Origin of the sequence: Pseudomonas sp. PDM13, from assembly GCF_025685765.1 — a bacterium.
Lineage (GTDB): Bacteria > Pseudomonadota > Gammaproteobacteria > Pseudomonadales > Pseudomonadaceae > Metapseudomonas > Metapseudomonas solani.
Genome location: NZ_JAOTQU010000034.1, coordinates 24,891 through 51,169, shown reverse-complemented (window position 1 = coordinate 51,169; position 26,279 = coordinate 24,891). Strand labels below are relative to the sequence as shown.

General features: G+C 68.8%; 20 protein-coding genes. 11 read left to right on the top strand and 9 right to left on the bottom strand.

Annotated features, from left to right (window positions below; all coding sequences use genetic code 11):
• Positions 1-103 precede the first annotated feature (103 nt).
• Complete coding sequence (locus OEJ36_RS27230; RefSeq protein ID WP_263404174.1) at positions 104-967, bottom strand: helix-turn-helix domain-containing protein; 864 nt, start codon at positions 965-967, stop codon at positions 104-106.
• Positions 968-1,101: 134 nt separating this feature from the next.
• Between OEJ36_RS27230 and pobA the strand changes: the two genes are divergently transcribed.
• Positions 1,102-2,286: a 4-hydroxybenzoate 3-monooxygenase gene (gene pobA, locus OEJ36_RS27225; protein WP_263404173.1), complete on the top strand. Its 1,185-nt coding sequence runs from the start codon at positions 1,102-1,104 to the stop codon at positions 2,284-2,286.
• 156 nt (positions 2,287-2,442) lie between these two features.
• Here pobA and OEJ36_RS27220 read toward each other — a convergent pair whose 3' ends face one another.
• Together OEJ36_RS27220 and OEJ36_RS27215 are read right to left on the bottom strand one after the other, a co-directional pair.
• Positions 2,443-2,910, bottom strand: a complete 468-nt coding sequence (locus OEJ36_RS27220; protein ID WP_263404172.1) for a hypothetical protein — start codon at positions 2,908-2,910, stop codon at positions 2,443-2,445.
• 103 nt (positions 2,911-3,013) lie between these two features.
• Positions 3,014-4,201, bottom strand: a complete 1,188-nt coding sequence (locus tag OEJ36_RS27215; RefSeq protein WP_263404171.1) for an MFS transporter — start codon at positions 4,199-4,201, stop codon at positions 3,014-3,016.
• A 102-nt stretch (positions 4,202-4,303) separates the two neighbouring features.
• Between OEJ36_RS27215 and OEJ36_RS27210 the strand changes: the two genes are divergently transcribed.
• The 3 genes from OEJ36_RS27210 (at position 4,304) to treS (ending at position 8,186) form a co-directional block, all read left to right on the top strand.
• Entirely contained in the window at positions 4,304-5,086 is a 783-nt protein-coding gene (locus OEJ36_RS27210; protein WP_263404170.1) for an AraC family transcriptional regulator, read from the top strand.
• 271 nt (positions 5,087-5,357) lie between these two features.
• Positions 5,358-6,026, top strand: a complete 669-nt coding sequence (locus OEJ36_RS27205) for an HAD family hydrolase (protein WP_263404169.1) — start codon at positions 5,358-5,360, stop codon at positions 6,024-6,026.
• A gap of 90 nt (positions 6,027-6,116) precedes the next feature.
• Entirely contained in the window at positions 6,117-8,186 is a 2,070-nt protein-coding gene (treS, locus tag OEJ36_RS27200) for a maltose alpha-D-glucosyltransferase (protein WP_263404168.1), read from the top strand.
• Positions 8,187-8,443: 257 nt separating this feature from the next.
• Here treS and OEJ36_RS27195 read toward each other — a convergent pair whose 3' ends face one another.
• Positions 8,444-8,647, bottom strand: a complete 204-nt coding sequence (locus OEJ36_RS27195; RefSeq protein WP_263404167.1) for a DUF6021 family protein — start codon at positions 8,645-8,647, stop codon at positions 8,444-8,446.
• 232 nt (positions 8,648-8,879) lie between these two features.
• On the opposite strand from OEJ36_RS27195, the gene OEJ36_RS27190 reads away from it, so the two are divergent.
• The 3 genes from OEJ36_RS27190 (at position 8,880) to nirD (ending at position 12,521) form a co-directional block, all read left to right on the top strand.
• Entirely contained in the window at positions 8,880-9,167 is a 288-nt protein-coding gene (locus OEJ36_RS27190) for a hypothetical protein (protein ID WP_263404166.1), read from the top strand.
• Positions 9,168-9,582: 415 nt separating this feature from the next.
• Positions 9,583-12,141, top strand: a complete 2,559-nt coding sequence (gene nirB / locus OEJ36_RS27185; protein ID WP_263404165.1) for a nitrite reductase large subunit NirB — start codon at positions 9,583-9,585, stop codon at positions 12,139-12,141.
• Positions 12,141-12,521 (top strand): nitrite reductase small subunit NirD, encoded by a 381-nt coding sequence (nirD, locus tag OEJ36_RS27180; protein WP_263404164.1) that lies wholly within the window; start codon positions 12,141-12,143, stop codon positions 12,519-12,521. The genes nirB and nirD overlap by 1 nt, the downstream gene beginning before the upstream one ends.
• Before the next feature lie 382 nt (positions 12,522-12,903).
• Here nirD and OEJ36_RS27175 read toward each other — a convergent pair whose 3' ends face one another.
• The 5 genes from OEJ36_RS27175 to OEJ36_RS27155 all read right to left on the bottom strand — a co-directional run bounded on the left by OEJ36_RS27175 (position 12,904) and on the right by OEJ36_RS27155 (position 22,769).
• Positions 12,904-13,878 carry a sensor domain-containing diguanylate cyclase gene (locus tag OEJ36_RS27175; protein WP_263404163.1) on the bottom strand — a complete coding sequence of 325 codons (975 nt, stop codon included), beginning with the start codon at positions 13,876-13,878 and terminating at the stop codon, positions 12,904-12,906.
• Between the two features lie 93 nt (positions 13,879-13,971).
• Positions 13,972-14,547 carry a hypothetical protein gene (locus OEJ36_RS27170; protein WP_263404162.1) on the bottom strand — a complete coding sequence of 192 codons (576 nt, stop codon included), beginning with the start codon at positions 14,545-14,547 and terminating at the stop codon, positions 13,972-13,974.
• 79 nt (positions 14,548-14,626) lie between these two features.
• The gene (locus OEJ36_RS27165; RefSeq protein ID WP_263404161.1) at positions 14,627-19,531 is read right to left on the bottom strand and encodes a PAS domain S-box protein; all 4,905 of its coding nucleotides are present in this window, start codon (positions 19,529-19,531) and stop codon (positions 14,627-14,629) included.
• Positions 19,528-21,249, bottom strand: coding sequence for an EAL domain-containing protein (locus tag OEJ36_RS27160; RefSeq protein ID WP_263404160.1), 1,722 nt, complete (start codon positions 21,247-21,249; stop codon positions 19,528-19,530). Before OEJ36_RS27160 ends, OEJ36_RS27165 begins: the two co-directional genes overlap by 4 nt.
• Positions 21,250-21,641: 392 nt before the next feature.
• A complete protein-coding gene (locus OEJ36_RS27155) occupies positions 21,642-22,769 on the bottom strand; it encodes a response regulator (RefSeq protein WP_263404159.1) in 1,128 nt (375 codons plus the stop codon).
• Positions 22,770-23,063: 294 nt separating this feature from the next.
• On the opposite strand from OEJ36_RS27155, the gene OEJ36_RS27150 reads away from it, so the two are divergent.
• From OEJ36_RS27150 to OEJ36_RS27135, 4 genes are all read left to right on the top strand, one after another.
• Entirely contained in the window at positions 23,064-24,323 is a 1,260-nt protein-coding gene (locus tag OEJ36_RS27150) for an HD-GYP domain-containing protein (protein WP_263404194.1), read from the top strand.
• Between the two features lie 67 nt (positions 24,324-24,390).
• Entirely contained in the window at positions 24,391-24,876 is a 486-nt protein-coding gene (locus OEJ36_RS27145; RefSeq protein ID WP_263404158.1) for a GNAT family N-acetyltransferase, read from the top strand.
• Positions 24,877-24,976: 100 nt separating this feature from the next.
• Complete coding sequence (blaPAM, locus tag OEJ36_RS27140; protein ID WP_263404157.1) at positions 24,977-25,840, top strand: PAM family subclass B3 metallo-beta-lactamase; 864 nt, start codon at positions 24,977-24,979, stop codon at positions 25,838-25,840.
• A 25-nt stretch (positions 25,841-25,865) separates the two neighbouring features.
• Entirely contained in the window at positions 25,866-26,279 is a 414-nt protein-coding gene (locus tag OEJ36_RS27135) for a PaaI family thioesterase (protein ID WP_263404156.1), read from the top strand.

The following is a 26,279-nucleotide window of genomic DNA, read 5'->3' as shown; positions in this document are numbered from 1 at the left end:
AACCCATGCGGGTGGACGACGCTCTTTTCGTCCACCAGACGGTGCCACCGGGGAGTACGGAGCCAGGGCAGTCCTGCGGCCTGCTTGGCGACTGAAGTCGCCCCTACCGCCGTATGCGGAATGCCTTGGGTGATTGCCCGGTGCCGCGCTTGAAGAAGCGCGAGAAGTAGGCCGGTTCGGAGAAGCCCAGGCTGTCGGAGACCTGGTTGATGGTCATGGCCGTGTAGACCAGGCAGCGCTTGGCCTCCAGCAGCAGGCGGGCGCTGATCATCTGCAAGGCCGATTGCCCGGCCAGGCGCCGGCACAGGGCGTTGAGGTGGGCGGCGCTGATGCCGAGGGCGGCGGCGTACCAGTCGATGGGGCGGTGCTCGCGGTAATGGGCTTCGAGCAGGCGGGTGAAGCCCTGCAGGTGTTCGCGGCCACGGTCCTGCACCGGCGCCTCGGCGCGGGACAGCGCCAGGGAGCGGCGCCCCACCCACACCAGCAGCGCGCTGATCAGCGATTGCAGCATCAGCTCGCGCCCCGGTGCCTGCTCGGCGTATTCCTGGGCCAGGGATTCGAACAGCGCATCCAGGTAGCGCTTCTGCCCCGCCACGGGGTAGCAGGCGGCGCGGGCCAGCGGCGGCTCGTCGAGGGCCGCGCCGAGCTGCTCCACCAGCGGCAGCGCCAGGCTCAGCACATAGCCACGGATGTCTTCCGAGAAGCGGAAACCGTGCACACAGAGCGCCGGCACCACCTGCAACGCAGCCACGTCCACGCGGCTGACCACGCCCTCCACCTCCAGCTCTGCGGTGCCGCCCTGCACGTAGAGCAACTGCACCAACTCGCCATGGCGATGGGGGCGGATGTCCCAGTCATGCAGGGCGCTGCGCGCGGGAATCGACTCGCAATGGATCAGGTCCGGCGTCGGCCAGGCGTCGGTCTCGCCATAGAGGCGGAACACCGGGACCGGGGAATGCTGCGGCATGACACCCTCGGAAAGTCCATGAAACCAACTGGATAGTGCCTTCAAAGGCACCCGCCATCCACCAAAAATACAGGGGCATACAACAACAGCGGGCCCGGCGGCGTGTCGACCTAGGCCCCATGAGGACAACAACAATGAAGACTCGCATCGCCATCATCGGCGCCGGCCCCTCCGGCCTCCTGCTCGGCCAACTGCTGCACAAGGCCGGTATCGACAACGTCATCCTCGAACGCCAGTCCGCCGACCACGTGCTCGGCCGCATCCGTGCCGGCGTGCTGGAACAGGGCATGGTCGAGCTGCTGCGCGAAGCCGGCGTCAGCGCGCGCATGGACCGCGAAGGGCTGGTCCACGACGGTTTCGAACTGGCCTTCGACGGCCGCCGCGAACGCATCGACCTCAAGGGCCTCACCGGCGGCCGCACGGTGATGATCTACGGTCAGACCGAAGTCACCCGTGACCTGATGGAGGCCCGCCAGGCCTGCGGCGCGCCGACCTTCTATAGCGCCACCGACGTCGCCCTGCACGGTCTGCAAGGCAACAGCCCCCACGTCACCTTCACCCACGGGGGCGAGGTGCATCGCCTGGACTGCGACTACATCGCCGGCTGCGACGGCTTCCACGGCGTGGCACGCCAGTCCATCCCCGCCGGGGTGCTCAAGGCATTCGAACGGGTCTACCCCTTCGGCTGGCTCGGCGTGCTGGCCGACACCCCGCCGGTGGCCGAGGAGCTGATCTACGTCGCCCACGAACGCGGCTTCGCCCTGTGCAGCATGCGCTCGCCGACCCGTACCCGTTACTACGTGCAGGTGGGCATGGACGAGCGGGTGGAGGACTGGCCCGACGCGCGTTTCTGGGAGGAGCTCAAGCGCCGCCTGCCCGCCGAGACGGCCGCGAGTCTGGTCACCGGGCCGTCCATCGAGAAGAGCATCGCGCCCCTGCGCAGCTTCGTGGTCGAGCCCATGCAGCACGGCCGGCTGTTCCTGGTGGGCGACGCCGCGCACATCGTCCCACCCACCGGCGCCAAGGGCCTGAACCTCGCCGCCAGCGACGTCAGCACCCTCCACCGCATCCTCCTGGCCGTGTACCGCGAAGGCCGCCATGAACTGACCGCGCGCCACTCGGAGATCTGCCTGAAACGCATCTGGAAGGCCGAACGCTTCTCCTGGTGGATGACCTCGATGCTGCACCGCTTCCCCGACACCGACGCCTTCAGCCGGCGCATGCAGCAGGCCGAGCTGGACTACTTCGTCGGCTCCGCGGCCGGGCGCACCAGCATCGCCGAGAACTACGTCGGGTTGCCCTATGAGCCGGTGGAGTAAACAGCGAGCTGGTTTACAGGCCGTTGAAAAACGTAGGCGAGGCAGCCGATGCAAGGCGAAAACGGCCGAAAAAGCGCAGTTTACGTGGGGTAAATGAGCATTTTGAGAGAGTTTTCAACGCTGCAGCGGCAACGCAGCTAGTTTTTCAGCAGCCTGTTAGCGTTTCTCTACGGTGATAGGGATAGCGCGGAGCCGATAGGCGTCGACGATGGCCTTCGCCTCCGCCTTCGACAGCACGTCGAGCTGCGCCTGGCGCAGGGTCTCCTCGGAGCTGTACATCGAGCGCAGCAGCACCAACCGGTACACGTCCATGCGTTCCTCCGGCGTGCTGCAGCGGCTGGCGCAGAACTGGCGGTAGACCCGCGCCATCTCCTCGAAGATGACCAGGTTGGCCTCGGGGTCGGCGTCGCGCTTGTAGAGGTCCACCGCCCGCTCGTAGCTGATGCCGTCGATGGGCTCGAACACCTGCGTCACCGCACGGATGCGCGCCAGCAGTGGCGCCGGCAGTTGCTCGTGCACGCGGTCGTTGAGGCGCACGCTGTTGGGGTCGACCGTCTGGGCCGCCGCCACCGGGCCGCTGATGAGGAGTGCCAGGCAGGTGCCGATGAATGTCTTGAAGCGCATGGGAAAGGTCCGTCTTTCGGGGAGCGTCATCCTAGCGCGCGAAGCCCGCCGCCGCACCGGGATGCTGCACAACGGAAGGAAAACCGGCGACGACCGCCCTGCCCTAGCCGATCTGCCGCGCCCGGCCCGCCAGCAGCCCGGCCACCGCCATGGCCAGGGACAGCGCCAGGCACAGGGCCAGCGCCAGGCCCCAGCCGCCGGCAGCGTCGTGCAGGCGGCCCATCAGCGGTGGGCCGAAGGCGGCCAGCAGGTAGCCCACGCACTGCACCATGCCGGAGAGCGCGGCGGCCTGCTGGGGGTTGCCGGCGCGCAGGCTGATGAAGGTCAGGCCGAGGATGATCACCGCGCCCGCCCCGGCGCCGAAGAGCATGGCCCAGAGGATCGACCAGCCTGGCGCCAGCATCAGGCCGAGCAGCCCGACACCGGCCAGCAGGGCCATGGCCAGGGCGATAAGGCGCTGGTCCTTCATGCGGTTGACCAGCGGCGCCAGCACCAGCCCCGGCAACGCCGAGGCCAGTTGCAGCAGGCCGTGGGCGGTGCCCGCCTCGGCCGGGGAATAGCCGGCGCTGGCCATGATCGACGGCAGCCAGCCCACCAGCACGTAGTAGAGGAAGGAGTTGATGCCCATGAACAGGGTGATCTGCCAGGCCAGCGCCGAGCGCCAGATGGGCCCGCCATGCAGCGGCCCGGGCGTGCCTTGGGCCGGCGCGCTGTGCTGGGCGAGCTGCGGGCTCCAGGCCACCATCGCCAGCAGCGGCAGGACGATCACCGCGCCCAGCGCCAGGCGCCAGCCATGCTCGGCGCCCCCGGCCAGGGGCACCGCGACCATGGAGGCCAGGGCGGCGGCGACGCCCATGGTCACCGCGTAGGCGCCGGTGAGGCTGGCGATGCTGTTGGGGAAGTCGCGCTTGAGCAGGCTCGGCAGCAGCACGTTGCCCACGGCGATGCCCGAGCCGATCACCCAGGTGCCCAGGTACAGGCACCAGACCGAACCCAGCGAGCGCAGCACGATGCCGCCGGCGATGAGCAGCAGTGCGCCGAACAGGGTGGGTTCCAGGCCGTATTCCCGCGCCAGCATGGCGGAGAACGGCGAGATCAGAGCGAAGGCCAGCAGCGGCAGGGTGGTGAGGATGCCGGCTTCGGCATTGGACAGGCCGAACTCCGGCTGGATCAGCCCCAGCAGCGGGGCCACGCCGGTGACGGGGGCACGCAGGTTGGCGGCGATCAACAGGATGCCGAGGATCAGCAGCACGGGGCGGGCGACCGAAGCGGTGAAGGTGCGGGTGTTCATGGACAGGGCCAGCGAAGGGAAAGCCGCTACGTTACGGCCTACTCCCGCCGGCTGAATCTGGATATATTGCCGATCTATTTTCAAATCCGGCCAGAATTCGCCATGTCACTGGAACGCGCCCTGCGCATCGACCCGGACCTCTCCCACAGCCCCGCCGTGGCGATGAAGGTGGACACCTCCGACAGCCGCAGCGAAGCGCCCATGCACAGCCACCGCAAGGGCCAGCTGATCATCGCCCTGCGCGGCGGCCTCACCTGCGAGGTGCCCAACGCCATGCTGATGGTGCCGCCGCAATGCGCCATCTGGCTGCCCGGCGGTACGCCCCACAGCAACCGTGCCACGGCCAACGCGCACATCTGGTTCCTCTTCGTCGAACCCGGCTGCGCCGAGCTGCCGGACGAGTGCTGCACCCTGAACATCACCCCGCTGCTGCGCGAAGGCATCCGCCACCTGGCCGAGCTGCCCTGGGACTACCCGCCCGGCAGCGCCACCGACCACCTGGTGCGCTTCCTCCTCGCCGAGCTGGCACGCATGCCCCGCGAGCGGCACCTGCTGCCGATCTCCGACGACCCGCGCATCCGCCTGATCGCCCAGGCCCTGGCCGACGACCCGGCCGACCGCGGCACCCTGGCGCAGTGGGCCGCGCGGGTGGCCATGAGCGAACGCAGCCTGGCGCGCCTGGTGCTGAAGGAAACCGGCCTCAGCTTCGGCCGCTGGCGCCAGCAACTGCACCTGCTGATCGCCCTGCGCCTGCTGGCCGGCGGCGCCACGGTGCAATGGGTCTCGGGGGAGCTGGGCTACGAATCGGTGAGCGCCTTCATCACCATGTTCAAGAAGGCCCTGGGCATGCCGCCGGCCCGCTACTTCGCGGCGCTGGAGGGCTAGAAAGCCACGGCCGATCCGTGCCGGTGGATGGCCCGTAGCCCGGGCTTCAGCCCGGGGTTTCAATCGACCCCGCCTGGTGGATGAAAAAAGCGTCATCCACCCTACCCGCGCCGGATACGCACGCGCCCGGAAGCCGCACCGTCGGTGGACCCCGCTTCACCGGTCCACCAAGCGAGGCCGGGCCTGGCACCCAAGCCCTTCCCCCTTGGCGCAGCCCGCCCGTGGATGCGATTCTGTCGCCCGTCCTGCAGCAGTCATCGGGGGAGAGGCAATGGACGCGGCACGTATCGAAGGTTTCCTGCTGGATCTGGACGGCACCCTGGTGGATACCGAGAGCATCAACCTGGCGAGCACCGTGGCCGCCATCGAGGCCCTGGGCCTGGTGGGCGCCGCCGAGCTGTGCGAGGCGCTGGTGGGCATCGACTGGCCGGCCTACCGCCAGCGCCTGTTCGACCATTACGGCGATGACTTCCCGCTCAAGGATTTCGGCGCCGCCTACTTCGCCCACAAGGCGAAGATCATGGAGAACGGCCTGCCGCTGAAGGCCGGTGTGGTACCGCTGCTGGAAGCCATGCGCGCCAGCGGCCGGCCCATGGCCATCGCCACCTCCTCCGGCCGCGAGACCGCCGAGGAGCATCTGGAATTGGGCGGCATCGCCCATTACTTCGACGCCGTCGCCACCCGTGACGACGTGCCCCTGGGCAAGCCCGACCCGGCCCTGTACCTGCTCGCCGCCCGGCATATCGACCGCCGCCCCGGCCATTGCCTGGCCATCGAGGACTCCATCCCCGGCGTCGCCGCCGCCCACGCTGCCGGCGTGCCGACGCTGATGGTGCCGGACCTGCGCCAGCCGCCCGAGGCGACCCGCGCCCTGTGCCTGGACGTATTGCCGAGCCTGGTGCAGGTGCTGGAATTGCTCAGGCGCCAGGGCGTGGTCTGAGATCACCTGAACAAAGCCCGCGCTACGCCGCTCTCAACAAGGGAAGTGCCGCCGGCCGGTTCCCGGTGGCCACCCACCCGGGAGCGAGCGATGCCTACCCACGACAGCGACCAGGTCACCTGGCTGGTCGAACATTCCATGCTCGAAACCGCGCGCCAGCGCGCGCGCCTCTACGCCGGCCAGCCACGCCTGTGGCAGCACCCCTATGCGCAGACGCGCCCGCGCAGCGTCACAGCCGTGGCCTCGGTCTGGGTGACCGTCTACCCCGCCTCGATCATCACCGCCGAGGGCGGCTCGGTGCTCCAGGCCCTGGGGGACGAACGGCTCTGGGCGGCCTTCTCCGACCTGGGCATCCAGGGCATCCACACCGGGCCGCTGAAGCGCTCCGGCGGGCTGCGCGGGCGTGACTACACCCCCACCGTGGACGGCAACTTCGACCGCATCGGCCTGGATATCGACCCGAGCTTCGGCACCGACGAGCAGCAGATGCACCTCAGCCGCGTGGCTGCCGCCCACAACGCGGTGACCATCGACGACACCATCCCCGCCCACACCGGCAAGGGCGCCGATTTCCGCCTGGCGGAGATGGCCTACGGCGACTACCCCGGCATCTACCACATGGTGGAGATCCAGGAAGCCGACTGGCCGTTGCTGCCGGAGGTGCCCGAGGGGCGCGACGCGGTGAACCTGTCGCCGGAAACGGTGGACGCCCTGCGCGACCGCAACTACCTGGTGGGCCAGTTGCAGCGGGTGATCTTCTTCGAGCCCGGGGTCAAGGAGACCGACTGGAGCGCCACGCTGCCGGTGAAGGGCGTGGACGGCAAGCTGCGGCGCTGGGTGTACCTGCACTACTTCAAGGAGGGCCAGCCGTCGCTGAACTGGCTGGACCCGACCTTCGCCGCGCAGCAACTGATCATCGGCGACGCCCTGCACTCCATCGACGTGCTCGGCGCCCGTGTGCTGCGCCTGGATGCCAACGGCTTCCTCGGCGTCGAGCGGCGCGCCCAGGGCAACGCCTGGTCGGAGAGCCACCCGCTGTCGGTCACCGGCAACCAGTTGCTCGGCGGCATGATCCGCAAGGCCGGCGGCTTCAGCTTCCAGGAACTGAACCTGACCCTGGACGACATCGCCGCCATGTCCCAGGGCGGCGCCGACCTCTCCTACGACTTCATCACCCGGCCCGCCTACCAGCACGCGCTGCTCACCGGCGACACCGAGTTCCTGCGCCTGATGCTCAACCAGATGCACGCTTTCGGCATCGACCCGGCCTCGCTGATCCACGCCCTGCAGAACCACGACGAGCTGACCCTGGAGCTGGTGCACTTCTGGACCCTGCACGCCAACGACACCTATGTGTTCAAGGGCCAGAGCCTGCCGGGGTCCATCCTTCGCGAGCACATCCGCAGCGAGATGTACGAGCGCCTGGCCGGCAAGGATGCGCCCTACAACCTCAAGTTCGTCACCAACGGCGTGGCCTGCACCACGGTGAGCATCATCACCGCCGCCCTGGGTATCACCGACCTCGACGCCATCGGCCCGACGGACATCGCGCGCATCCGCCAGGTGCACCTGTTGCTGCTGATGTTCAACGCCATGCAGCCGGGCATCGTCGCCCTCTCCGGCTGGGACCTGGTGGGCGCCCTGCCCCTGGCGCCCGAACAGGTGGAGGCATTGCTCGCCGACGGCGACACACGCTGGATCCACCGCGGCGCCTACGACCTGGCCGACCTCGACCCCAGCGCCGAACGCTCCAGCGAAGGCCTGCCCAAGGCCCGCAGCCTCTACGGCAGCCTGGTGGAGCAGCTGCAGGACCCGGACTCCTTCGCCGCCCAGGCGCGGCGCATGCTGGCGGTGCGCCGCGCTTACGGCGTGGCGTCGAGCCGGCAGATCCTCATCCCCGAGACGCAGCACCCGGCGTTGCTGGTGATGGTCCACGAGCTGCCGGCCGGCCGCGGCATCCAGGTCACCGCGCTGAACTTCGGCGCCGAGCCGCTGAGCGAGGTCATCGTCCTGCCCAACGTCCCACCGGGTCCGGTGGTGGACATGATCAACGAGCGCCTGGAAGGCGACCTCACCGAACAGGGCGAACTGCGCCTGGAGCTGGATGGCTACGAAGGCCTGGCCCTGCGCGTGGTGACCCATGCGCCATTGGGCATGTAGAGCGCGGAACGGCGCCCGCCCGAGGCTCTGATGTAGGAGCGAGCTCTGCTCGCGAAGCGCTCCCCCATCACCGCCCCCGGGCTGAAGCCCGGGCTACGGGGCGACCTGCGAATCGCTGTGCGCGGGATCGTCCGATTGCACCCGACCTACGCCACCCAATGCCCACCCGGGACACGGACGTAGGAGCGAGCTCTGCTCGCGAAGCCCTTATCCACCACCGCTCCCGGGCTGAAGCCCGGGCTACGGGCATACGCGGCTCAATCGTAGGGCGGGTATTGCTTGCCGGGCGCACGGGGCTTGGCGGGCCGGGCGCTGTCGGTGGGGATGCGCGGCGGTGTGGGCGGGTCGATCTGCGGGTCGGCCAGGTCCGGGGAGTCCGGGTCGAAGCCCAGCTCGTCGCCGGTCGTGGGTTGCCCCTGGGCCTTGTCGGTGGCTTTCGGGTAGCCGGGCAGGCCACGCATGTCTCCCTGCGAGTCTTGCCGGGGCCAGTTTCGCGGTTCGGTTTTCGCCTGTTGGGTCATGACGTCTCTCCTCTAGGGCTGTAGAGGGTTCGAGGGAGCATGCCGGGCCGGGTTCGCTCTATCTGACGTGCGGGCGCGCGTTTTTTTCGCCGCCATCCATGGCCGCGCACCCGGCGCTGACATAACCTAGCGGCCTTCCGGCCTCGCGCCCTTCCCCTGTTGGAGATCCCCCATGTACCAGGACACCGTCACCCTGACCGTCAGCGCCGAACACCACGGCCGCGAGAACGAGGCGGTGGACAACGCCGGCGTGGACATCGGCCTGGAGACCGTCACCGCCGGCGTGATGAAGGTGCACTTCAACGGCCAACTGGCCGCTCCGGACGAGCCCACCCACGTGTGCATCACCCTGAACAACGGCCTGTCCTACTACGGCCCGATCACCGGTGGCGACGCCAATGCCGAAGGCGGCTGGCTGAGCTTCGAATGCGACATGCTCGACCCCGAACTGCTCAAGTGACCACCCCGGCGCGCTGCTCCAAAAAAGGGACGCGCGCGCCGACCCGCCCCGTTATGGTTCAGCCAGGCGCCACCGCAGCGGGCTGAATCCACGCCACCCCCAGCGCCCCTCGCAACGCTGCATTCCTTGCCCCGCAAGGGCTGCATCCCCCTCGCGCATCCGCCGCCCCGGCACCTGGCATGCAACCTGCTTTTGCTACCTCGGCACTGAGGGGACAACCCCGCAGCAGCCTCCCGGGCGGTCGCCGATGACCCACCCACCGGGACGGAGGGCCAGGGCAACGACGCCCGCGCGGCCCTTCCGCACACCACACGAACACCAGGCAAAGGCGCCTGGAGCCGCTAGACGGTTCCAGGCGTTTTTTTTTGCGTTTTTTTCCGCACGCCCCGGCAGCGGCTTCGACAGAGGAAGGCACATGAACGCCATCGTCACCCCGATCAAAAGCGAGATCCTGGTCGTCATCGGCAACGGCATGGTCGGTCACCACTGCGTGGAGCAGTTGATCGAACGCGGTGCCCTGGCGCGCTACCAGGTGCACGTCTACGGCGAGGAGCGCCAACGCGCCTACGACCGCGTGCACCTCTCCGAATACTTCGCCGGCAAGGATGCCGAGGCCCTGGCCCTGGGCGACGCCGGTCTCTATGCCCGCCACGGCGTGCACCTGCACCTGGGCGAGGCGGTGCTGGAGATCGACCGTGAGCGCCGCGAGGTGGTCACCGCGACGGGCCGCCAGCCTTACGACCGCCTGGTGCTGGCCACCGGCTCCTACCCCTTCGTGCCGCCGATCCCCGGGGCCGAGGGCCGCTCGCGCCTGGTCTACCGCACCCTGGACGACCTGGACGGCATCCGCGAGGCCGCCGCCAGCGCCCGCCGTGGCGTGGTGGTGGGCGGTGGCCTGCTGGGCCTGGAGGCCGCCAACGCGCTGAAATCCCTGGGCCTGGAGGCCCACGTGGTGGAGTTCGCCCCCCGGCTGATGCCCGTGCAGCTGGATACCGACGGCGGCGCCGCCCTGCGTGCCCGTATCGAAGCCCTGGGCGTGGGCGTGCACCTGTCGCGCGCCACCCAGGAGATCGTCGTCGGCGAGGAATACGCCTACCGCATGCAGTTCAATGACGGCGAATTCCTCGAAACCGACCTGATCGTCTTCTCCGCCGGCATCCGCCCCCAGGACGCCCTCGGCCGCGCCGCCGGCCTGGAGGTGGCGCCGCGCGGCGGCGTGGTGATCGACAACGACTGCCGCACCAGCGACCCGGCGATCTTCGCCATCGGCGAGTGCGCCTCCTGGAACGGCAGCGTCTTCGGCCTGGTTGCCCCCGGCTACAGCATGGCGCGCAACCTCGCCGCGCTGCTGGCCGGCCAGCCCCACGAGCCCTTCACCGGCGCCGACATGTCCACCAAGCTCAAGCTGCTGGGGGTGGACGTGGGCTCCATCGGCGATGCCCACGCCGCCACCCCCGGCGCACGCAGCTACCGCTTCATCGACGAAGCCAGCGCCAGCTACCGGCGCCTGGTGGTGTCCGCCGATGGCCAGCACGTGCTGGGCGCGGTGCTGGTGGGCGACAACAGCTACTACGACACCCTGCTGCAATACGCCCAGAACGGCATCAAGCTGCCGGCGGAGCCCTCGGGCCTGATCCTGCCCCTCGGCGACGCCACGCCGACCCTGGGTGCCGACGCCCTGCCCGCCAGCGCCACCATCTGCTCGTGCCACAACGTCAGCAAGGGCGCGGTGTGCTGCGCGGTGGACGCCGGCTGCACCGACCTCGGCGAACTCAAGGCGCAGACCAAGGCGGCCACCGGCTGCGGCGGTTGCAGCGCCCTGCTCAAGCAGGTGTTCGAGCACGAGCTGAGCGCCCGGGGCGTGGCCGTGGACAAGAGCCTGTGCGAACACTTCGCCCACACCCGCCAGGAGCTCTACGCACTGGTGCGGGTGGAGGGCATCCAGACCTTCGAGGAGCTGCTGGCCCGCCACGGCCGTGGCCACACCGGCTGCGACACCTGCAAGCCGGCGGTGGGCTCGATCCTCGCGTCCTGCTGGAACCAGTCCATCACCGACCCGTCGCTGGTGCCGCTGCAGGACACCAACGACACCTTCATGGCCAACATGCAGAAGAACGGCACCTACTCCATCGTGCCGCGCATCGCCGGGGGCGAGATCACCCCGGACAAGCTGATCGTCCTCGGCCAGGTGGCGAAGAAGTACGACCTCTACACCAAGATCACCGGCGGCCAGCGCATCGACCTGTTCGGCGCCCAGCTGCACGAGCTGCCGGATATCTGGGGCGAGCTGATCGCCGCGGGCTTCGAGACCGGCCACGCCTACGGCAAGTCCCTGCGCACGGTGAAATCCTGCGTCGGCAGCACCTGGTGCCGCTACGGCGTGCAGGACAGCGTGGCCATGGCCCTGCACCTGGAGAACCGCTACAAGGGCCTGCGCTCGCCGCACAAGATCAAGTTCGCCGTCTCCGGCTGCACCCGCGAATGCGCCGAGGCGCAGAGCAAGGACATCGGCGTGATCGCCACCGAAAAGGGCTGGAACCTCTACATCTGCGGCAACGGCGGCATGCGCCCGCGCCACGCCGAGCTGTTCGCCACCGACCTCGATGACGAGGGCCTGGTGCGCGCCATCGACCGCGTGCTGATGTTCTACGTGCGCACCGCCGACAAGCTGCAGCGCACCTCGGTGTGGCGCGAGAGCCTGGAAGGCGGGCTGGACTACCTCAAGGCGGTGATCCTCGACGACAGCCTGGGCCTGGGCGCCGAGCTGGAGGCGCAGATGCAGCTGGTGGTGGACCGCTACGAATGCGAATGGGCCAACGCCCTGAAGGACCCGGAGAAGCTCAAGCGCTTCCGCACCTTCGTCAACGACCGGCGCGGCGACCCGGACATCCACTTCGTGCAGGAACGCGGCCAGCGCCGGCCGATCAGCGCACGCGAACTCCACCTGATCCCCGTCACCGAGGAGGCACTCTGATGAGCCCATCCAACGCCCTGCAACTCGACACCTCCACCACCACCCAATGGCGCCCGCTGTGCAGCCGCCACGACCTGGTGGCCAACTCCGGCGTGGTCGCCTGGCTCGATGGCGAGCAGGTGGCCCTTTTCCACCTGCCCCAGGCGGACGGCGAGCGCGTCTTCGCCCTCGACAACCGCGACCCGAAATCCGGCGCCAACGTCATCGGCCGCGGCATCGTCGGCCAGCTCAAGGGTGACCTGGTGATCGCCTCGCCGCTGTACAAGCAGCACTTCCGCCTGGAAGACGGCAGCTGCCTGGAATACCCCGAACAACGCCTGCGCACCTGGCCGGTACGGGTCAACGGCGATGCGGTGGAAGTGGCGATAGACGCGTTGTAGGGACGAATTCATTCGCCCAGGGCGTAGGTCGGGTGAAACCCGGCAACCACGGCGCGTCACCACCCACCGTCGTGGGAGCGAGTTCATTCGCGAAATGGGTGAAGGCCGCTGCGTTGGGCCTCGCTGCGCTCGGCGCCAACCTACGGTCTACGCCGTGCCTGATATAGCCCGGGCTTCAGCCCGGGAATGGAACGGAGCACGTAGGTCGGGTGAAACCCGGCGATCCAGGCACGGCGCCACACGCGGGTTGCACCCGCCCTACGGGGCCACTCCGTGCCTCGGCCTAGTGTCGTGGGAGCGAATTCATTCGCGAAATGGATGAAGGCCGCTGCGTTGGGCCTCGCTGCGCTCGGCGCCAACCTACGGGCGGGAGTGCAGCCGTTCAGGCGGTTCCGCCCTGCTCCTGCTGGGCGTCGGCGTCCAGCCATTGGCCGGCTTCGAAACGGTTGCGGCCGCCCTGTTTGGCACGGTAGAGCAGGCGGTCGACGGCTTCGACGAAGGCCAGGGCGCGGTCGTGGCGGGTGGGGATGATGGTGCCGACGCCGAGGCTGACGGTGAGCAGCGCGGCGACGCCGGACTTCTCGTGGGGGATGCAGCGCTCGCGCAGCAGGCGGCGGCAGCGTTCGGCCACCTGGCGGGCGGCGTCGGCGTCGGTTTCCGGGAGGATGAGGACAAATTCCTCGCCACCGAAGCGGCCCACCAGGTCCCGTGGGCGGTTGGCGGCGGCGGTGAGCGCCTGGCCGACGCTCTTCAGGCAGTCGTCGCCCTGGATATGGCCGTAGTGGTCGTTGTACTGCTTGAAGTAGTCGATATCGAGGAGGATCAGCGACAGCGGCTGCAGGGTGCGCTGGGCGTTGGCCCATTCCACGTCCAGGGTCGAGTCGAACATGCGCCGGTTGGCGACGCCGGTGAGGCCGTCCTTGTAGGAGTACTCCTCCAGCTGCTTCTGCAACTCCACCAGCTTCTGCTCGGCGTGCTTGCGCTCGCTGATGTCGAACATGAAGCCGATCAGCGCTTCCACCTCGCCCGCCTCGTCGCGCATCACGTGCACCACGTCGCGTATCCACACATAGTCGCCGGCGGCGGTCAGGGCGCGATAGTCGGCTTCATGGTCGGTGCCGGCCTGGGATTGGGAGACGCAGAAGGCGACCACCGCGTCGCGGTCCTCGGGGTGCATGCGCTCGGCCCAGTCGTTGACCCCGACCCAGCTGGCCGGGCTCCAGCCCAGCAGGGTTTCGATCTGCGGGCCGATGTAGGCGAAGGTCATGGTCTTCCAGTCGATCTTCCAGGGGATCGCCTTGGTGGATTCCAGCAACGTCTTGTAGACCGCGTTGGTGGTTTCGACTTCTTCTCTCATGACGGTTGATCTCGGCGACTGCGTGATGGCCTATCGCCTCTTATACAGGCGCACAACCCGCGCCAACAGGGCGTTTGGTCGGCTTTTGCGGGTTTATTTCCCGGAGAGGCGATAGCGCGCCAGCTCGACGGTGGAAAGGACGCGCATCTGCCGGGGGTCAATGCGTTGCATGTCCTCCAGCAGGCTGGGCGGGATGTTCATTTCCTTGAAGTAGGCGGCGGAGTTATAGCGCACGCCCTTGTACAGCGCCTGGTCGCGGGAGGAGTCGCCGTGGGCGTAGTACGGACGGTGCAGGCCCACCGAGCCGCTGACGATCTTGCCGCGCCCGGCGGCCAGCAGGTAGACGCAGGTGCCCTGGCACAGGCCGGTGGACGGCACCAGCGCGTCGAAGCCGGTTTCGCGCAACAGGCGACCCATGCGGATGGCCTCCGGCACGCTGCCGCCGATGCTGTCGAGGATGACGATCTTGCGCACGAATTTCCCGGGGTTGCCGAGCACGCCCTTCATCAGCGTGTCGTAGTCGCCAGTGGCGATGTCTTCGGAAACCTTGGCCACCAGCATGGGGCCGCTCTTGTGCTGCACGGCCTCCACCTCGACCCGGGCGAAGGCGGCGGCCGAGCAGAAGGTGGCGATAGCGAACACCGCGAACCGGAACGACGAGCTGATCATGAAGCGAAAACCCTGACAAACACCTGGGGAAGGTGCGCACGATACCTGCTGCGAAGGGCGTAGGACAGCTCTCCGGCACTCAGCCGTGGCCACCGCCCTGCTGCAGGCGCCAGCCGCATTCGCGGGCGCCGTCGAAGTCCAGCTCTTCCACCAGGCGGACGAAGGTGAGGCAGGCATCGCGCAGGGGCGGCGGCGCCTTGTGCAGCAGTGGCTCGGTGTGGTCCAGGGCCGCCAGGCTGCCGGTTTCCAGCAGCTCCAGCACCTTGGCGAGGATGGTCTGCCAGTCCGCCATGGCCAGGGCGCCAATCTGCTCGGCGGGCACCCCGCGCGGCGCGGTCGCGGGGGCGGCACTGCCTTCCGGGAAGTGCGAGAACAGTGCGGTGCTGCTGCGGTCGAGCAGGCCCTGCAGCTCGTCGAGCCAGGGCGGCTCGTGGAGGAAGGCCGCGGCGTCTTCGGCGGCGACATGCATGCCCTGCTGCTCCAGTTCCCCGGTGCGCGCGCACAGCGCGCTGGCGCCCATGGTGCCGGAGCTGCCCTTGAGCCCGTGCAAGGCGCCGACCACGCTGCGCAGGTCACCGGCGGCCACGGATTCGCGCAGGCGCACCAGTTGCTTCTGCATCTCGGTGTCGAAGCTGGCGAGCACCGTGAGCAACAGCTTCAGGTTGCCGCCGAAGCGCGCCAGGATCGAATCCCGGGACTCCACCACTGCGGCATCGTCCGTGCGCTCGACGATGGCCGGTTCGGGCCGCGCCACCCCACCGGGCTCGGTCCAGCGCAACAGGGTGGCCACCAGCTGGTGGATGTCGATGGGTTTGCCGACGTGGTCGTCCATGCCGGCGTCGAGGCAGTTCTGGCGGTCCTGGGCCGCGGCGTTGGCAGTCATGGCGATGATCGGCAGGGTCGGGTGACGTCCGTCGGCACGGATGCGGCGGGTGGCTTCCAGGCCATCGATATCGGGCATCTGGATGTCCATCAGCACCGCGTCGTAGCCATGGGCGTCCCCCAGCACGGCCTGCACGCCCTCCAGGCCGCCTTCGGCCAGGCGCACGCGGGCGCCCTCGCCTGCCAGCAGCTCTGAAGCCACCTGGCGGTTGAGCGGGTTGTCTTCCACCACCAGCAGGCGCAGCCCCTGCAGGCGCTTCGCCGGCCCCTCCAGCGCCACCGGTGGCGGCGCTTCCATCTGGCCGAGGGCGCGCTGCACGGCGCTGGCCAGCTGCATGGGGGTGACCGGTTTGGTGAGGAAGCCGGCGAATGGCGCGCTGCCCTGCTGCTGCCGATCGGCCAGGACCTCGCTGCCATGGGCGGTGATCATGAGGATACGCGGCACCTCCAGCTCGCCGGCCAGGGCCTGGATCGCCTGGCTGGTGGCGAGGCCGTCGAGGCCGGGCATGCGCCAGTCCATCAGCACCAGGTCGAAGGGCTCCAGGCGCCGCGCCGCTTCGCGCACATGGCCGACGGCGGCTTCGCCCGTGGAGGCGTACTCGGCCTGCCAGCCAAGGGACAGCAAGGTGCGCAGCAGCACTTCGCCGGCCGCCGGGTTGTCGTCCACCACCAGCAGGCGCAGCGGTGCGTCCACCCCGGGGCAGGCGGCGCGCAGGGCACCGGGCTCGGCCAGCTCCATGGACACGTCGAACCAGAAGCGGCTGCCCTTGCCCGGCTGGCTTTCCACCTGCAGGTCGCCGCCCATCAGCTCGATCAGCCGTTTGCAGATCACCAGCCCCAGCCCGGTACCGCCGAAGCGCCGCGAGGTGGAGGCTTCGGCCTGGGTGAAGCCGTCGAAGATGCGCTCCAGCTGCTCGGGGCTGATGCCGATGCCGGTGTCGCTGACCGAGACCCGCAGCAGGGCCGAGCCCTCGAACAGGCCGAGCAGGCGGAAGCCCACCACCACCTGGCCGACGCTGGTGAACTTGAGGGCGTTGCCGGCGAGGTTGATGAGCACCTGCTGCAGGCGGAAGCTGTCGCCCACCAGGCGCCGTGGCAGACGTGCGTCGAGGTCGAACATCACCTCCACGTCCTTGTCGCCCTGGTTGCCGGCGAGCACCACGGCGAGGTCGCGCATCAGCGCTTCCAGCTCGAAGTCGTGGGGATCGAGCTGCAGCTTGCCGGCCTCGATCTTGGAGTAGTCGAGGATGTCGTTGAGCAGCCCCAGCAGCGAGCGCGCGGCGGTCTGCGCCTTGACCACGTAGTCCAGCTGGCGGTTGTTGAGGTCGGTGCCCTGGACCAGCTGCAGCATGCCCAGCACGGCGTTCATCGGCGTGCGGATCTCGTGGCTCATGTTGGCCAGGAAGAAGCTCTTCGCGGCGCTGGCGGCATCGGCCTTGTCACGGGCCTCCAGCAGGCGTGCTTCCAGTTCGCGCTGGGCGGTGATGTCGCGGTTGATGCCGGTGACCTTGGTCGGCGCACCCTGGGCGTCGCGCTCGATCTGCGCCGCCGCCTGGATGAACAGCACCTGGCCGTCGGGGCGGACGATGCGGAAGATCGGCTCGTAGCGCGCGCTGCCATCGATGGCGGCGAGCAGTTGCTTGGCCACCTGGTCGACGTCTTCCGGGTGAACGCGCGCTTGCCAGTGCTGGAGCAGCAGGCCCTTCTCGTTCTGCTCGGGCGGCAGGCCGTAGATCTCGTACATGCGCTCGTTCCACTGCAACGAGTCGTCCGCCAGGTTCCACGACCAGATGCCCAGCTCGGCCACCTCGGCGGCCAGCAGCAACTGGTCGCGGGCGGCCAGCAGGCTCTTGCGCTGCAGGTGCTGCTGGGTGAGGTCCGTGACCACGCACACCAGCCGCTGCTCGCCATTGCTGCCCATGGCGGCCAGGGTCAGTTGCATGGGGAAGCTGCTGCCGTCGCCGCGCAGGCCCCAGAGCTCCTGGCCACTGGGCCCGGCGGCGGTGGCCTGGTCGGTGTAGCTGGCCACCAGCTCGGCGAAGGCGTCTCGCGAGCCGGGGGCGACCAGCTCGGCCAGCAGGCGCCCGGGCATGGCCTGGGGGTCGCAGCCGAAGACCACGCCGCCGGCGGGGTTGAAGGTCTGGATGCGGCCGTCGGTGCCGAAGGTGATGACCGGGTTGACCGCCGTATCGAGCACGGCGCGGGTGGTGGCGAGGCTTTCCTCCAGCTGGTGCTCGGCGGCCTTGCGCTCGGTGATATCCAGGGCGATGCCCAGGTAGCCGGTGACCTTGCCACCGGGGTCGCGGATGGCGGTGATCACCAGGGTCACGGGGAAGCGCGTGCCGTCCTTGCGCACGTAGGTCCACTCGCGGGCCTCGACGCCCTCGTGCTCGGGCACATGGACGAAGGCGCGGAAGCCGCGGATCGGCTGGTGGTAGCGCTCGCTCAGCTCCTCGCTGCGGGACACCACTTCGCCGGTGTCGTGGAACAGCGCCGGCGACTGGCGCCCCACCAGCTCGTCCGCCGAGTAGCCCAGCAGGCGCTCGGCGCCCCGGTTGAACACGCGGATCAGGCCGTCGGCGTCGGTGGCGATGATGGACACCTCCGACGCCGAGCTGAGCACGCTGTCGAGCAGCACGTTGGTGGCCTGCAGCTCCTTGGTGCGCACCGCCACCTGCTCTTCCAGCCCGGCGTTGAGTTCGAGGATGCGCGCCTCGGCGTGCTTCTGCGCGGAGATGTCGCGCACCGTATTGGAGATGCCCACCACCTGGCGCAGGCGGTCGTGAATGGGGGCGATGGACAGCGAGGCGTCCACCAGGCTGCCGTCCTTGCGGTGGCGCTGGGTGTCGAACAGGGCGATGCGCTCGCCCTGGCCGACCCGGCGGAGAATGTCGCGCTCTTCGTCGAAGCGCCGCTCGGGGACGATCAGTTCCATCAGCGGCCGGCCGATGGCTTCCTCGGCGTCGTAGCCGAAAAGCGCCTCGGCGCCGGGGTTCCAGGCCGTCACCGTGCCGTCCAGGGCCTGGCCGATGATGCCGTCCGGCGAGCTCTCGACTATGGCCGCCAGGCGCGCCTGCTCTTCCAGCACCTGCTGCTTGCGCCGCCCACTGACGCCGTTGGCGCCCACCAGCGCCGCCAGCAGGCAGCTCAGCGCCAGGCCGATGCCCCAGGCCAGGCGCGGCGACAGCAGGTTGAGCTGGGCGATGAAGCGCGGGTGGGCGGCCAACTCAACCTCCCAGCGCCGCCCGTAGAGGTCGCGCTCGGCTCGCTGGCTCAGCACCTCGGCCGCGCCATCGGGGGCCTGGGCGCTTGCATAGAACAGCGCCCCGGTGTTCGGCGTGGTGATGTCGCGCAGGCGCAGCTGCAGGGCGCTGGCGTCCAGCGCCAGGCCGTCGAGCACCTCGACGGTGAGCAGCGGCGCATAGCTCCAGCCGATGATCTGCCGCTCACGCTCGGCGACGCTGTCGGGGGTCACGCCGCTGCGGTAGATGGGCATCAGCATGAGGAAGGATTGCAGCGGGCTGCCGATGGCCTGGACCAGGGTGATGGGCGCGGTGAGGCGCACCTCGCCGCTGCGCATGGACGACAGCGCGGCTTCGCGGCGGCTGTCTTCCGAGGCGATATCCAGGCCGATGGCCGGGGAGTTGGCGCCCACCGGCTCCAGGTACTGGATGACGAAGCGGTCGCCTTCGTGGGGGGTGATCTGGTGGATGCTGAAGTCCGGCTTGCCGTCGGCGCGGGCACGCTGCAGGAACCCGGCCTCCTCGGCGGCCGTCACCTTGCGCACCAGGCCGAAGCCGCGGGCACCGGGGAACTCGGTGGCGATATCGCGGGAACGGCTGTAGCGGTGGAAGACCTCACGGGTCATGCCCGCATCACCGGTGGTGAGCAGGGACCCACGGGCGCCGCGCAGGCCGTACTGGTAGAGGCTGAGCCGGTGCACCACGGCATCGGCCATGCTGTCGGTGGCCTTCTCCAGCGCTTCATGCACCCGCTGCTGGTTGCGCTGCTGCAGCTGGCCGGCCACCAGGGCGGTGAGCAGCACACCGGCGAGGGCCACCACCACCACGCTGACAACGGGTGCGGACAGGCGTCGGCTCATCCCTCGGCCCCGTCGTCGAGCCAGCGCTGCGGGTTGTCGGTGTGTTCGGCGAGGAAGCGGCTGGCCTCGGGGAACGGCAACGGCCGGCAGAACAGGTAGCCCTGCATGATGTGGCAGCCGAGGTTGTGCAACTGCCCTGCCTGCTCGCGCTTCTCCACGCCTTCGGCCACCAGGTCCAGCTCCAGGGCCTGGGCGAGGCGGATCACCGCTTCGATGATGGCGGCATCGCTGCGGTCGGTGAGCATCTCGCGGACGAAGCTCTGGTCGATCTTCAGCACGTCGATGGGCAGGCGCTTGAGGTAGGCGAGGCTGGAGTAGCCGGTGCCGAAATCGTCGATGGCGATGCGCACGCCCACTTCCTTGAGCTCGAGCAGGGTCTTGCGGGTCTTGTCGATGTCGTGGGCCAGCACCCCTTCGGTGATTTCCAGCTCCAGGTGGCTGGGCGGCAGGCCCGACTCCTGGAGGATGTCCTTGACCATGCCGAGGAAGCTTTCCTCGCGGAACTGCACGGCGGAGATGTTCACGCTGAGGCACAGCGGGTAGCCCATTTCCAGCAGGCGCTTGGCGTCGTTGCAGGCCTGCAGCATCACGTACTTGCCGATGGGGATGATCAGCCCGGTTTCCTCGGCGAGGGGGATGAAATCCGCCGGGGAGACCAGTGAGCCGTCGGCCGTGCGCCAGCGGATCAGCGCCTCGATGCCCGTGGGGCGGCCTTCGGCGGCGTTGATCTTGGCCTGGTAGAAAACCTCGAACACCCGCTGCTCCAGGGCCCGGCGCATGTGGCGTTCGAGCATGTGGCGGGCGCGGGTACTGGCCTCGATCTTCTCGGAGAAGAAGCGGAAGCGGTTCCGCCCCTCGACCTTGGCCTGGTACATGGCCGAGTCGGCGTAGCGGTAGAGGGATTCGAGGTCCTCGCAATCGTCCGGGTAGACGCTGATGCCGATGCTGGCGGAGAGGTCGTAGCGGGCGCCATTGATGGTCAGCGGCAGGGCGATGATCGACAGCAGGCGCTCGGCGAAGTCGCTCACCGCTTCGAAGCCCTGGATATCCGGCAACAGCACCACGAACTCGTCGCCGCCCTGGCGGCTGACGGTGTCGACGGCGCGCGCCGAGCCCGAGAGGCGCAGCGCCACCTCGCGCAGCACCTGGTCGCCGGTGGAGTGGCCGATGGAGTCGTTGATGAATTTGAAGTTGTCGAGGTCGAGCATCAGCATCGCCACCTTGCCTTGGCCACGCTGCGCCTTCTGCAGCGCCTGGGCGGCGCGGTCCTTGAGCAGAGAGCGGTTGGGCAGGCCGGTGAGCGCATCGACGTAGGCCACCCGCTTGGCCTGTTCGCGCAGGCTCAGGTGGGCCTTCACATGGGCGCGCACCACGGGCAGGTTGAGCGGCTTCTGGATAAAGCCGAGTGCGCCGGATTCCAGGGCCTGCAGCTCGTTTTCCGGCTCGCTGTGGGAGGTGACGAAGATGATCGAGGCATCGCACAGCTTGGGGTCGGCCTTGAACGCACGGCAGATCTCGAAGCCGTTCATCTGCGGCATTTCGATATCCAGCAGCACCACGTCCGGGCGGCAGGAACGGGCGATCTCCAGGGTGCCCGGCCCACCGTTGGCGATATGCACGGCGGCCAGGTCGCGCACCGCTTCGCTGAGCACGCGGATGTGGGTCGCCTGGTCGTCGACGATAAGGATCACTGGGTCGTGGCTGAAGAGATCGTGCATTCCCTGGCTACCCGCTGGACGCTGTGACGCTGGTTAACTGACAGCCTAGACGAAGATATCCGACGCCCCGGCTCCACCCGGCCGTGTAGGGAAGGACTCCAACAGGTTAGCCGCTGTGACGGGCGTTGCCGGAGCGACCCTGGAACACGCGGGTTTCACCCGCCCTACGGCGCCGACCGATGCGTAGGGTGGATGGCGCTTTTTTCATCCACCGCTGGCGGCCCGTCTGGGCTGTGAGGGTGGGCAACGCTGCGCTCACACCATTTCGCGAATGAATTTGCTCCTAAAAGGGCGGCGGCGCTGCGCGCCGCTTGGCGACTGAAGTCGCCCCTACAGGCAGGGAGCCGTATGCAGGTCGGGGCAGACGGGCGACGCCGTGCCCCGTGTCTTCCCTACCCCACCCCTGCCAGGCGCTTGAGGCGTTCGATCTCGGCGGCGGGTTCCTTGCCGCATTGGGCGGCGGCGAGGCGCATGACCGCCTGTTCCTGGCGCACCTGGAACTGCGGCAGCGCGTAGCAGGCGCCGATCAGCTCGCGCAGGGCCATGGGCAGGCCCCATTGCGCCTTGAGGCGGATGGCCAGGGGTTCGGCGAAGTCGGCGAAGGCCTTCATCAGGGTGTTGTCGTCGATGCTCTGGCGGCTTTGCCGCGCCCATTCCTGGGCCTGGAAGATCACGCACATCTCGCCCAGGCGGTAGAGCAAGGCCGCCGCCTGCAGGGCGCCATGGTCGAGGCCGCACTGCCGGGCGGTGCGCACCACGATCTCGGCCAGTTGCTCGATCTCGTCGAGGTAGTTCTGCAGGAAGATCTTCAGGAAGGGGTCGGTGGTGCTGCCGGCCTGGCGCAGGGCCAGGGCGGTGGCGAGGTTCATGCAGGTGCGCGCGCCCAGGCGCTTGAGCGCGTCGGGCAGGCTGATGCAGGGCGACTGGCCGCCGCCGTAGACCGCGCTGTTGGCGGCGGCGATGAGGTAGGCGCAGAGCGCCGGGTCGCGGTTCCAGTCCGCGGCCAGCTCCTGGAAGTCCATGGGCACGCCACGGCTGGCCTGCTGCAGCTTGTCCTTCACATCGGAGAGCAGCGGCACATCCAGCTGCTCCGGGGTGAGGCTGCGCAGGTGCTCCTCGAAGCTGACCTGCCGCGCCTCCGGCTCCGCCGCCGTTACATCGGCAGGCAACAGGCTTTCCAGGCAGGCGAGCACCTTTGGCACATCGAAGGGCTTGGTGATGTAGGCGCTGATGCCCATGGGCCGGGCCGCCAGCACGCTTTCGCGGTCGGCGCGACCGGTCACCACCAGCAGCGGCACGTCCTTGTCCAGCCGGCGGATCTTCTGCATCACGTCCAGCCCGGTGCCGTCTGGCAGGTTCCAGTCGACGATCACCAACTGGTAGCGGTTCGGTTGCCAGGCGTCGACGGCAGCCTGCACCGAGGCGAAGCATTCGATTTCGGCGCCGGAGCGGATGCTCAGGACCAATTGTTCCAGCAGATTGGCAATCCACGGATCGTCATCAACTATCTGAACCCTCATCTGCAACCCTCATCGTTGCGCCATCGGGACGATGCCAAGGCGTGGCTTCCCAGCCCCGGCAAAAAAAATAGAACAGCCTCGCCGGCAGTGCCCGGCCGCATCCCTGGCAGGTTGGTTCGGCGATGCACAAAGGCCTCTGCAATGGCCAGCGTTGCCTATAGTGAGTGCGTATCGACGCGCAACCTGAACGGCGCCCTCCGTGCCGCGATCCAACCCTGCGGACCGCACCCGGTGGGTGGCGGCCAGGCCGTGCCAGGCGTCGGGCCGGACACCCCCCTAACGAGATGTCGAATGGTGTTAAAGCGAATCGCTACCGCCGACCTGCAGCTCGGCATGTACGTGCAGGAGTTCTGCGGATCCTGGATGGACCACCCCTTCTTCCGCGCCAAATTCGTGGTCAAGACCGAGAAGGACCTGCAACGCATCCGCAGCAGCGAGATCACCGAGGTGTGGATCGATACCAGCAAGGGCAAGGACGTGGCCGAGCACCTGCCCAGCCGCACCGTGGAGGAAGTGGAGGCGGAGATCGACGAGCGCCTGGCCGCCGCCGAGCAGAAACCGCCGCCGCGCCTGGCCAGCCTGGAGGACGAGGTGGCACGCGCCGCCAAGCTCTGCGCCCGCTCCAAGGAAGCGGTGATATCGATGTTCGGCGACGCGCGCATGGGCAAGGCCATCGACGTCGAGAACGCCCAGGTGCTGGTGGAGGAAATCGCCGATTCGGTGCTGCGCAGCCCCAACGCGCTGATCAGCCTGGCGCGCCTGAAGTCGGCGGACGAATACACCTACATGCACTCGGTGGCGGTCTGCGCGCTGATGATCGCCCTCGCCCGCCAGCTCGGCCTGGCCGAGGCCCAGGTGCGCGAGGCGGGCATGGCCGGGCTGCTCCACGACATCGGCAAGATGGCCATCCCCATGGCGGTGCTGAACAAGCCGGACAAGCTCACCGACAATGAATTCGAACAGGTGCGCGGCCACCCCGAGGCCGGCGCGCGCATCCTCCTGGAGAGCGGCCAGGTCAGCGCACTGGTGCTGGACGTGTGCCTGCACCACCACGAGAAGGTCGACGGCAGCGGCTACCCGCACCGCCTGCACAGCGACCAGATCAGCCTGCTGGCGAAGATGGGCGCGGTCTGCGACGTGTACGACGCGATCACCTCCGACCGCCCCTACAAGCGCGGCTGGGACCCGGCCGAATCCATCCGCCGCATGGCCGAGTGGAGCAAATCGCACTTCGACGAGGCGGTGTTCCAGGCCTTCGTCAAATCCATCGGCATCTACCCCACCGGCTCGCTGGTGCGCCTGGACAGCGGGCGCCTGGGCGTGGTGCTGGAGCAGCACCCGAAATCCCTGACCATGCCGCGGGTCAAGGTGTTCTATTCCGTGCGCATGAAGGCGGCCATCCCGGTGGAGGTGATCGACCTGGCCAAGCTCGCCGGGCGCGACAAGATCGTCGCGCGGGAATCCTCCGCCGACTGGCCGTTCAAGAACCTCGACGAGCTCTGGTCGGGCATCGCCGACGTGCGCCGCACCCGCGCCGGGGATGGGCAACGCTGACGCGGCGCTTGTACGGACGGCGGCGCTGCTGTTCCATGTGCGCTCCCGAACCTGCAAGGACGACCCCATGTACCGCCTGGACTGGCTGCGCAACCACATGCAGCACAGCGACACCTATGCCCGCTGGCTGCACCAGCAATTCGCCTACGAGTTCGCCGACCAGCCGCTGGACGCCTGGCAGCGCGAGTTCGCCGAGGGCCAGCGCAGCGGCGAATGGCAGTGCCTGGTGGCCCTGGACGGCGAGCGCCTGCTCGGCGGCGCGGCCCTGGCCGAGGACGACCTGCCCGGCCGCGACGACCTGGCCCCCTGGCTGGCCTGCGTGTTCACCACCCCCGAGGCGCGTGGCCAGGGCATCGCCGAACGCCTGATCGAAGGCATCTGCGAACAGGCCCGCAGCCAGGGCCATGGGCGCCTCTACCTGCACACCCAGGACCGCGCCGACTACTACGCCCGCCGGGGCTGGGTGCCGCTGGAGCGCTTCCAGGCCTGGGGCGCCGAGCACACCCTGATGTGGCGTGCCCTGCAACCCGATGTCCTGGACGGTGTCGCCTGAGCCGGTGAACCCTGCCCGCGAAAAAGAGTCAGAGCGGCTCCATGGTGCCCGGCGCAATGGCCGGGCAGAATGCCGCCCCCGTGATCAATGGAGTGTTCCAATGCGTTTCCTCGCCAGCCTCGCGCTGCCCCTGTTCGCCGCCAACCTGGCGGTCGCCGCCCCCAAGCCCCTGCCGCAGCTGGAGGCCTATGAAGGCCTGCAAGCCTGGCTGGTGCCGGTGGAGCCGCTGCGCATCAGCGACCACGTCTGGCAGATCGGCACCGCCAGCATCAGCGCCTTGCTGGTGAAGACCGACGCCGGCGCGGTGCTCATCGACGGCGGCATGCCCCAGGTGGCCGACCACCTGCTGGCCAATATGAAGAAGCTCGGCGTGCAGCCCCAGGACCTGCGCCTGATCCTCCACAGCCACGCCCACATCGACCACGTCGGCCCGCTGGCGGCGATCAAACGCGCCACCGGCGCCGTGCTGGTGAGCAACGCCGAATCCGCCGTGCTGCTGCAACGCGGCGGCGCCGACGACATCCACTTCGGCAGCGGCATGCTCTTCGCCCCGCTGCAGCCTGACCGCCTGGTGCAGGACGGCGAGGCGGTGACCCTGGGCGACACCACCTTCACCGTGCATTTCACCCCGGGCCACACCCCGGGCAGCATGAGCTGGACCTGGACCGATACCCAGGACGGCAAGCCCCTGCGCATCGCCTATGCCGACAGCCTCAGCGCGCCGGGCTACAAGCTGCGTGACAACGCCCGCTACCCGCACCTGGTCGACGCCTTCCGTGCCAGCTTCGCCGCCGTCCGCGCCCTGCCCTGCGACCTGCTGCTGACGCCCCACGCCGAAGGCAGCGGCTGGGACTACACCAACGCCGAGAAGCCGCACCCGGCCCCGGTGAGCTGCAAGGCCTATGCGGACAAAGCCGAGCAGAAGCTCGACCAGATGCTCGCCGAGCAGGCAAAGTCGCGCTGACAACCACCCCACTGGGAGCCCGGATATGGCCAGCAAAGACGAGATCGCCCGCTTCATCGGCGACGCCTTCCCGCAGACGCGCGTGGTGATCGAGGCCGTGGGCCCGATGAGCGCCACCGTGTCGCTGCAGGTGGACGACAGCGACCTGCGCCCCGGCGGCACCGTATCCGGCCCCACCCTCATGGCCGTGGCCGATGTCGCGCTCTATGTCGCCGTGCTGGGGCAGATCGGCATCGTGCCGCTGACGGTCACCACCAGCCTGACCATCAACTTTCTGCGCCGCCCGGAAAGCGGCCGCCGGGTGATCGGCGAATGCCGGCTGATGAAGCTGGGCAAGACCCTGGCCATGGGCGAGGTCTCCCTCTACTCCGAAGGCCTCGACGACCCGGTGGCCCATGTGGTCGGCACCTACGCCATCCCCCCGGAACACCTGCGTTGA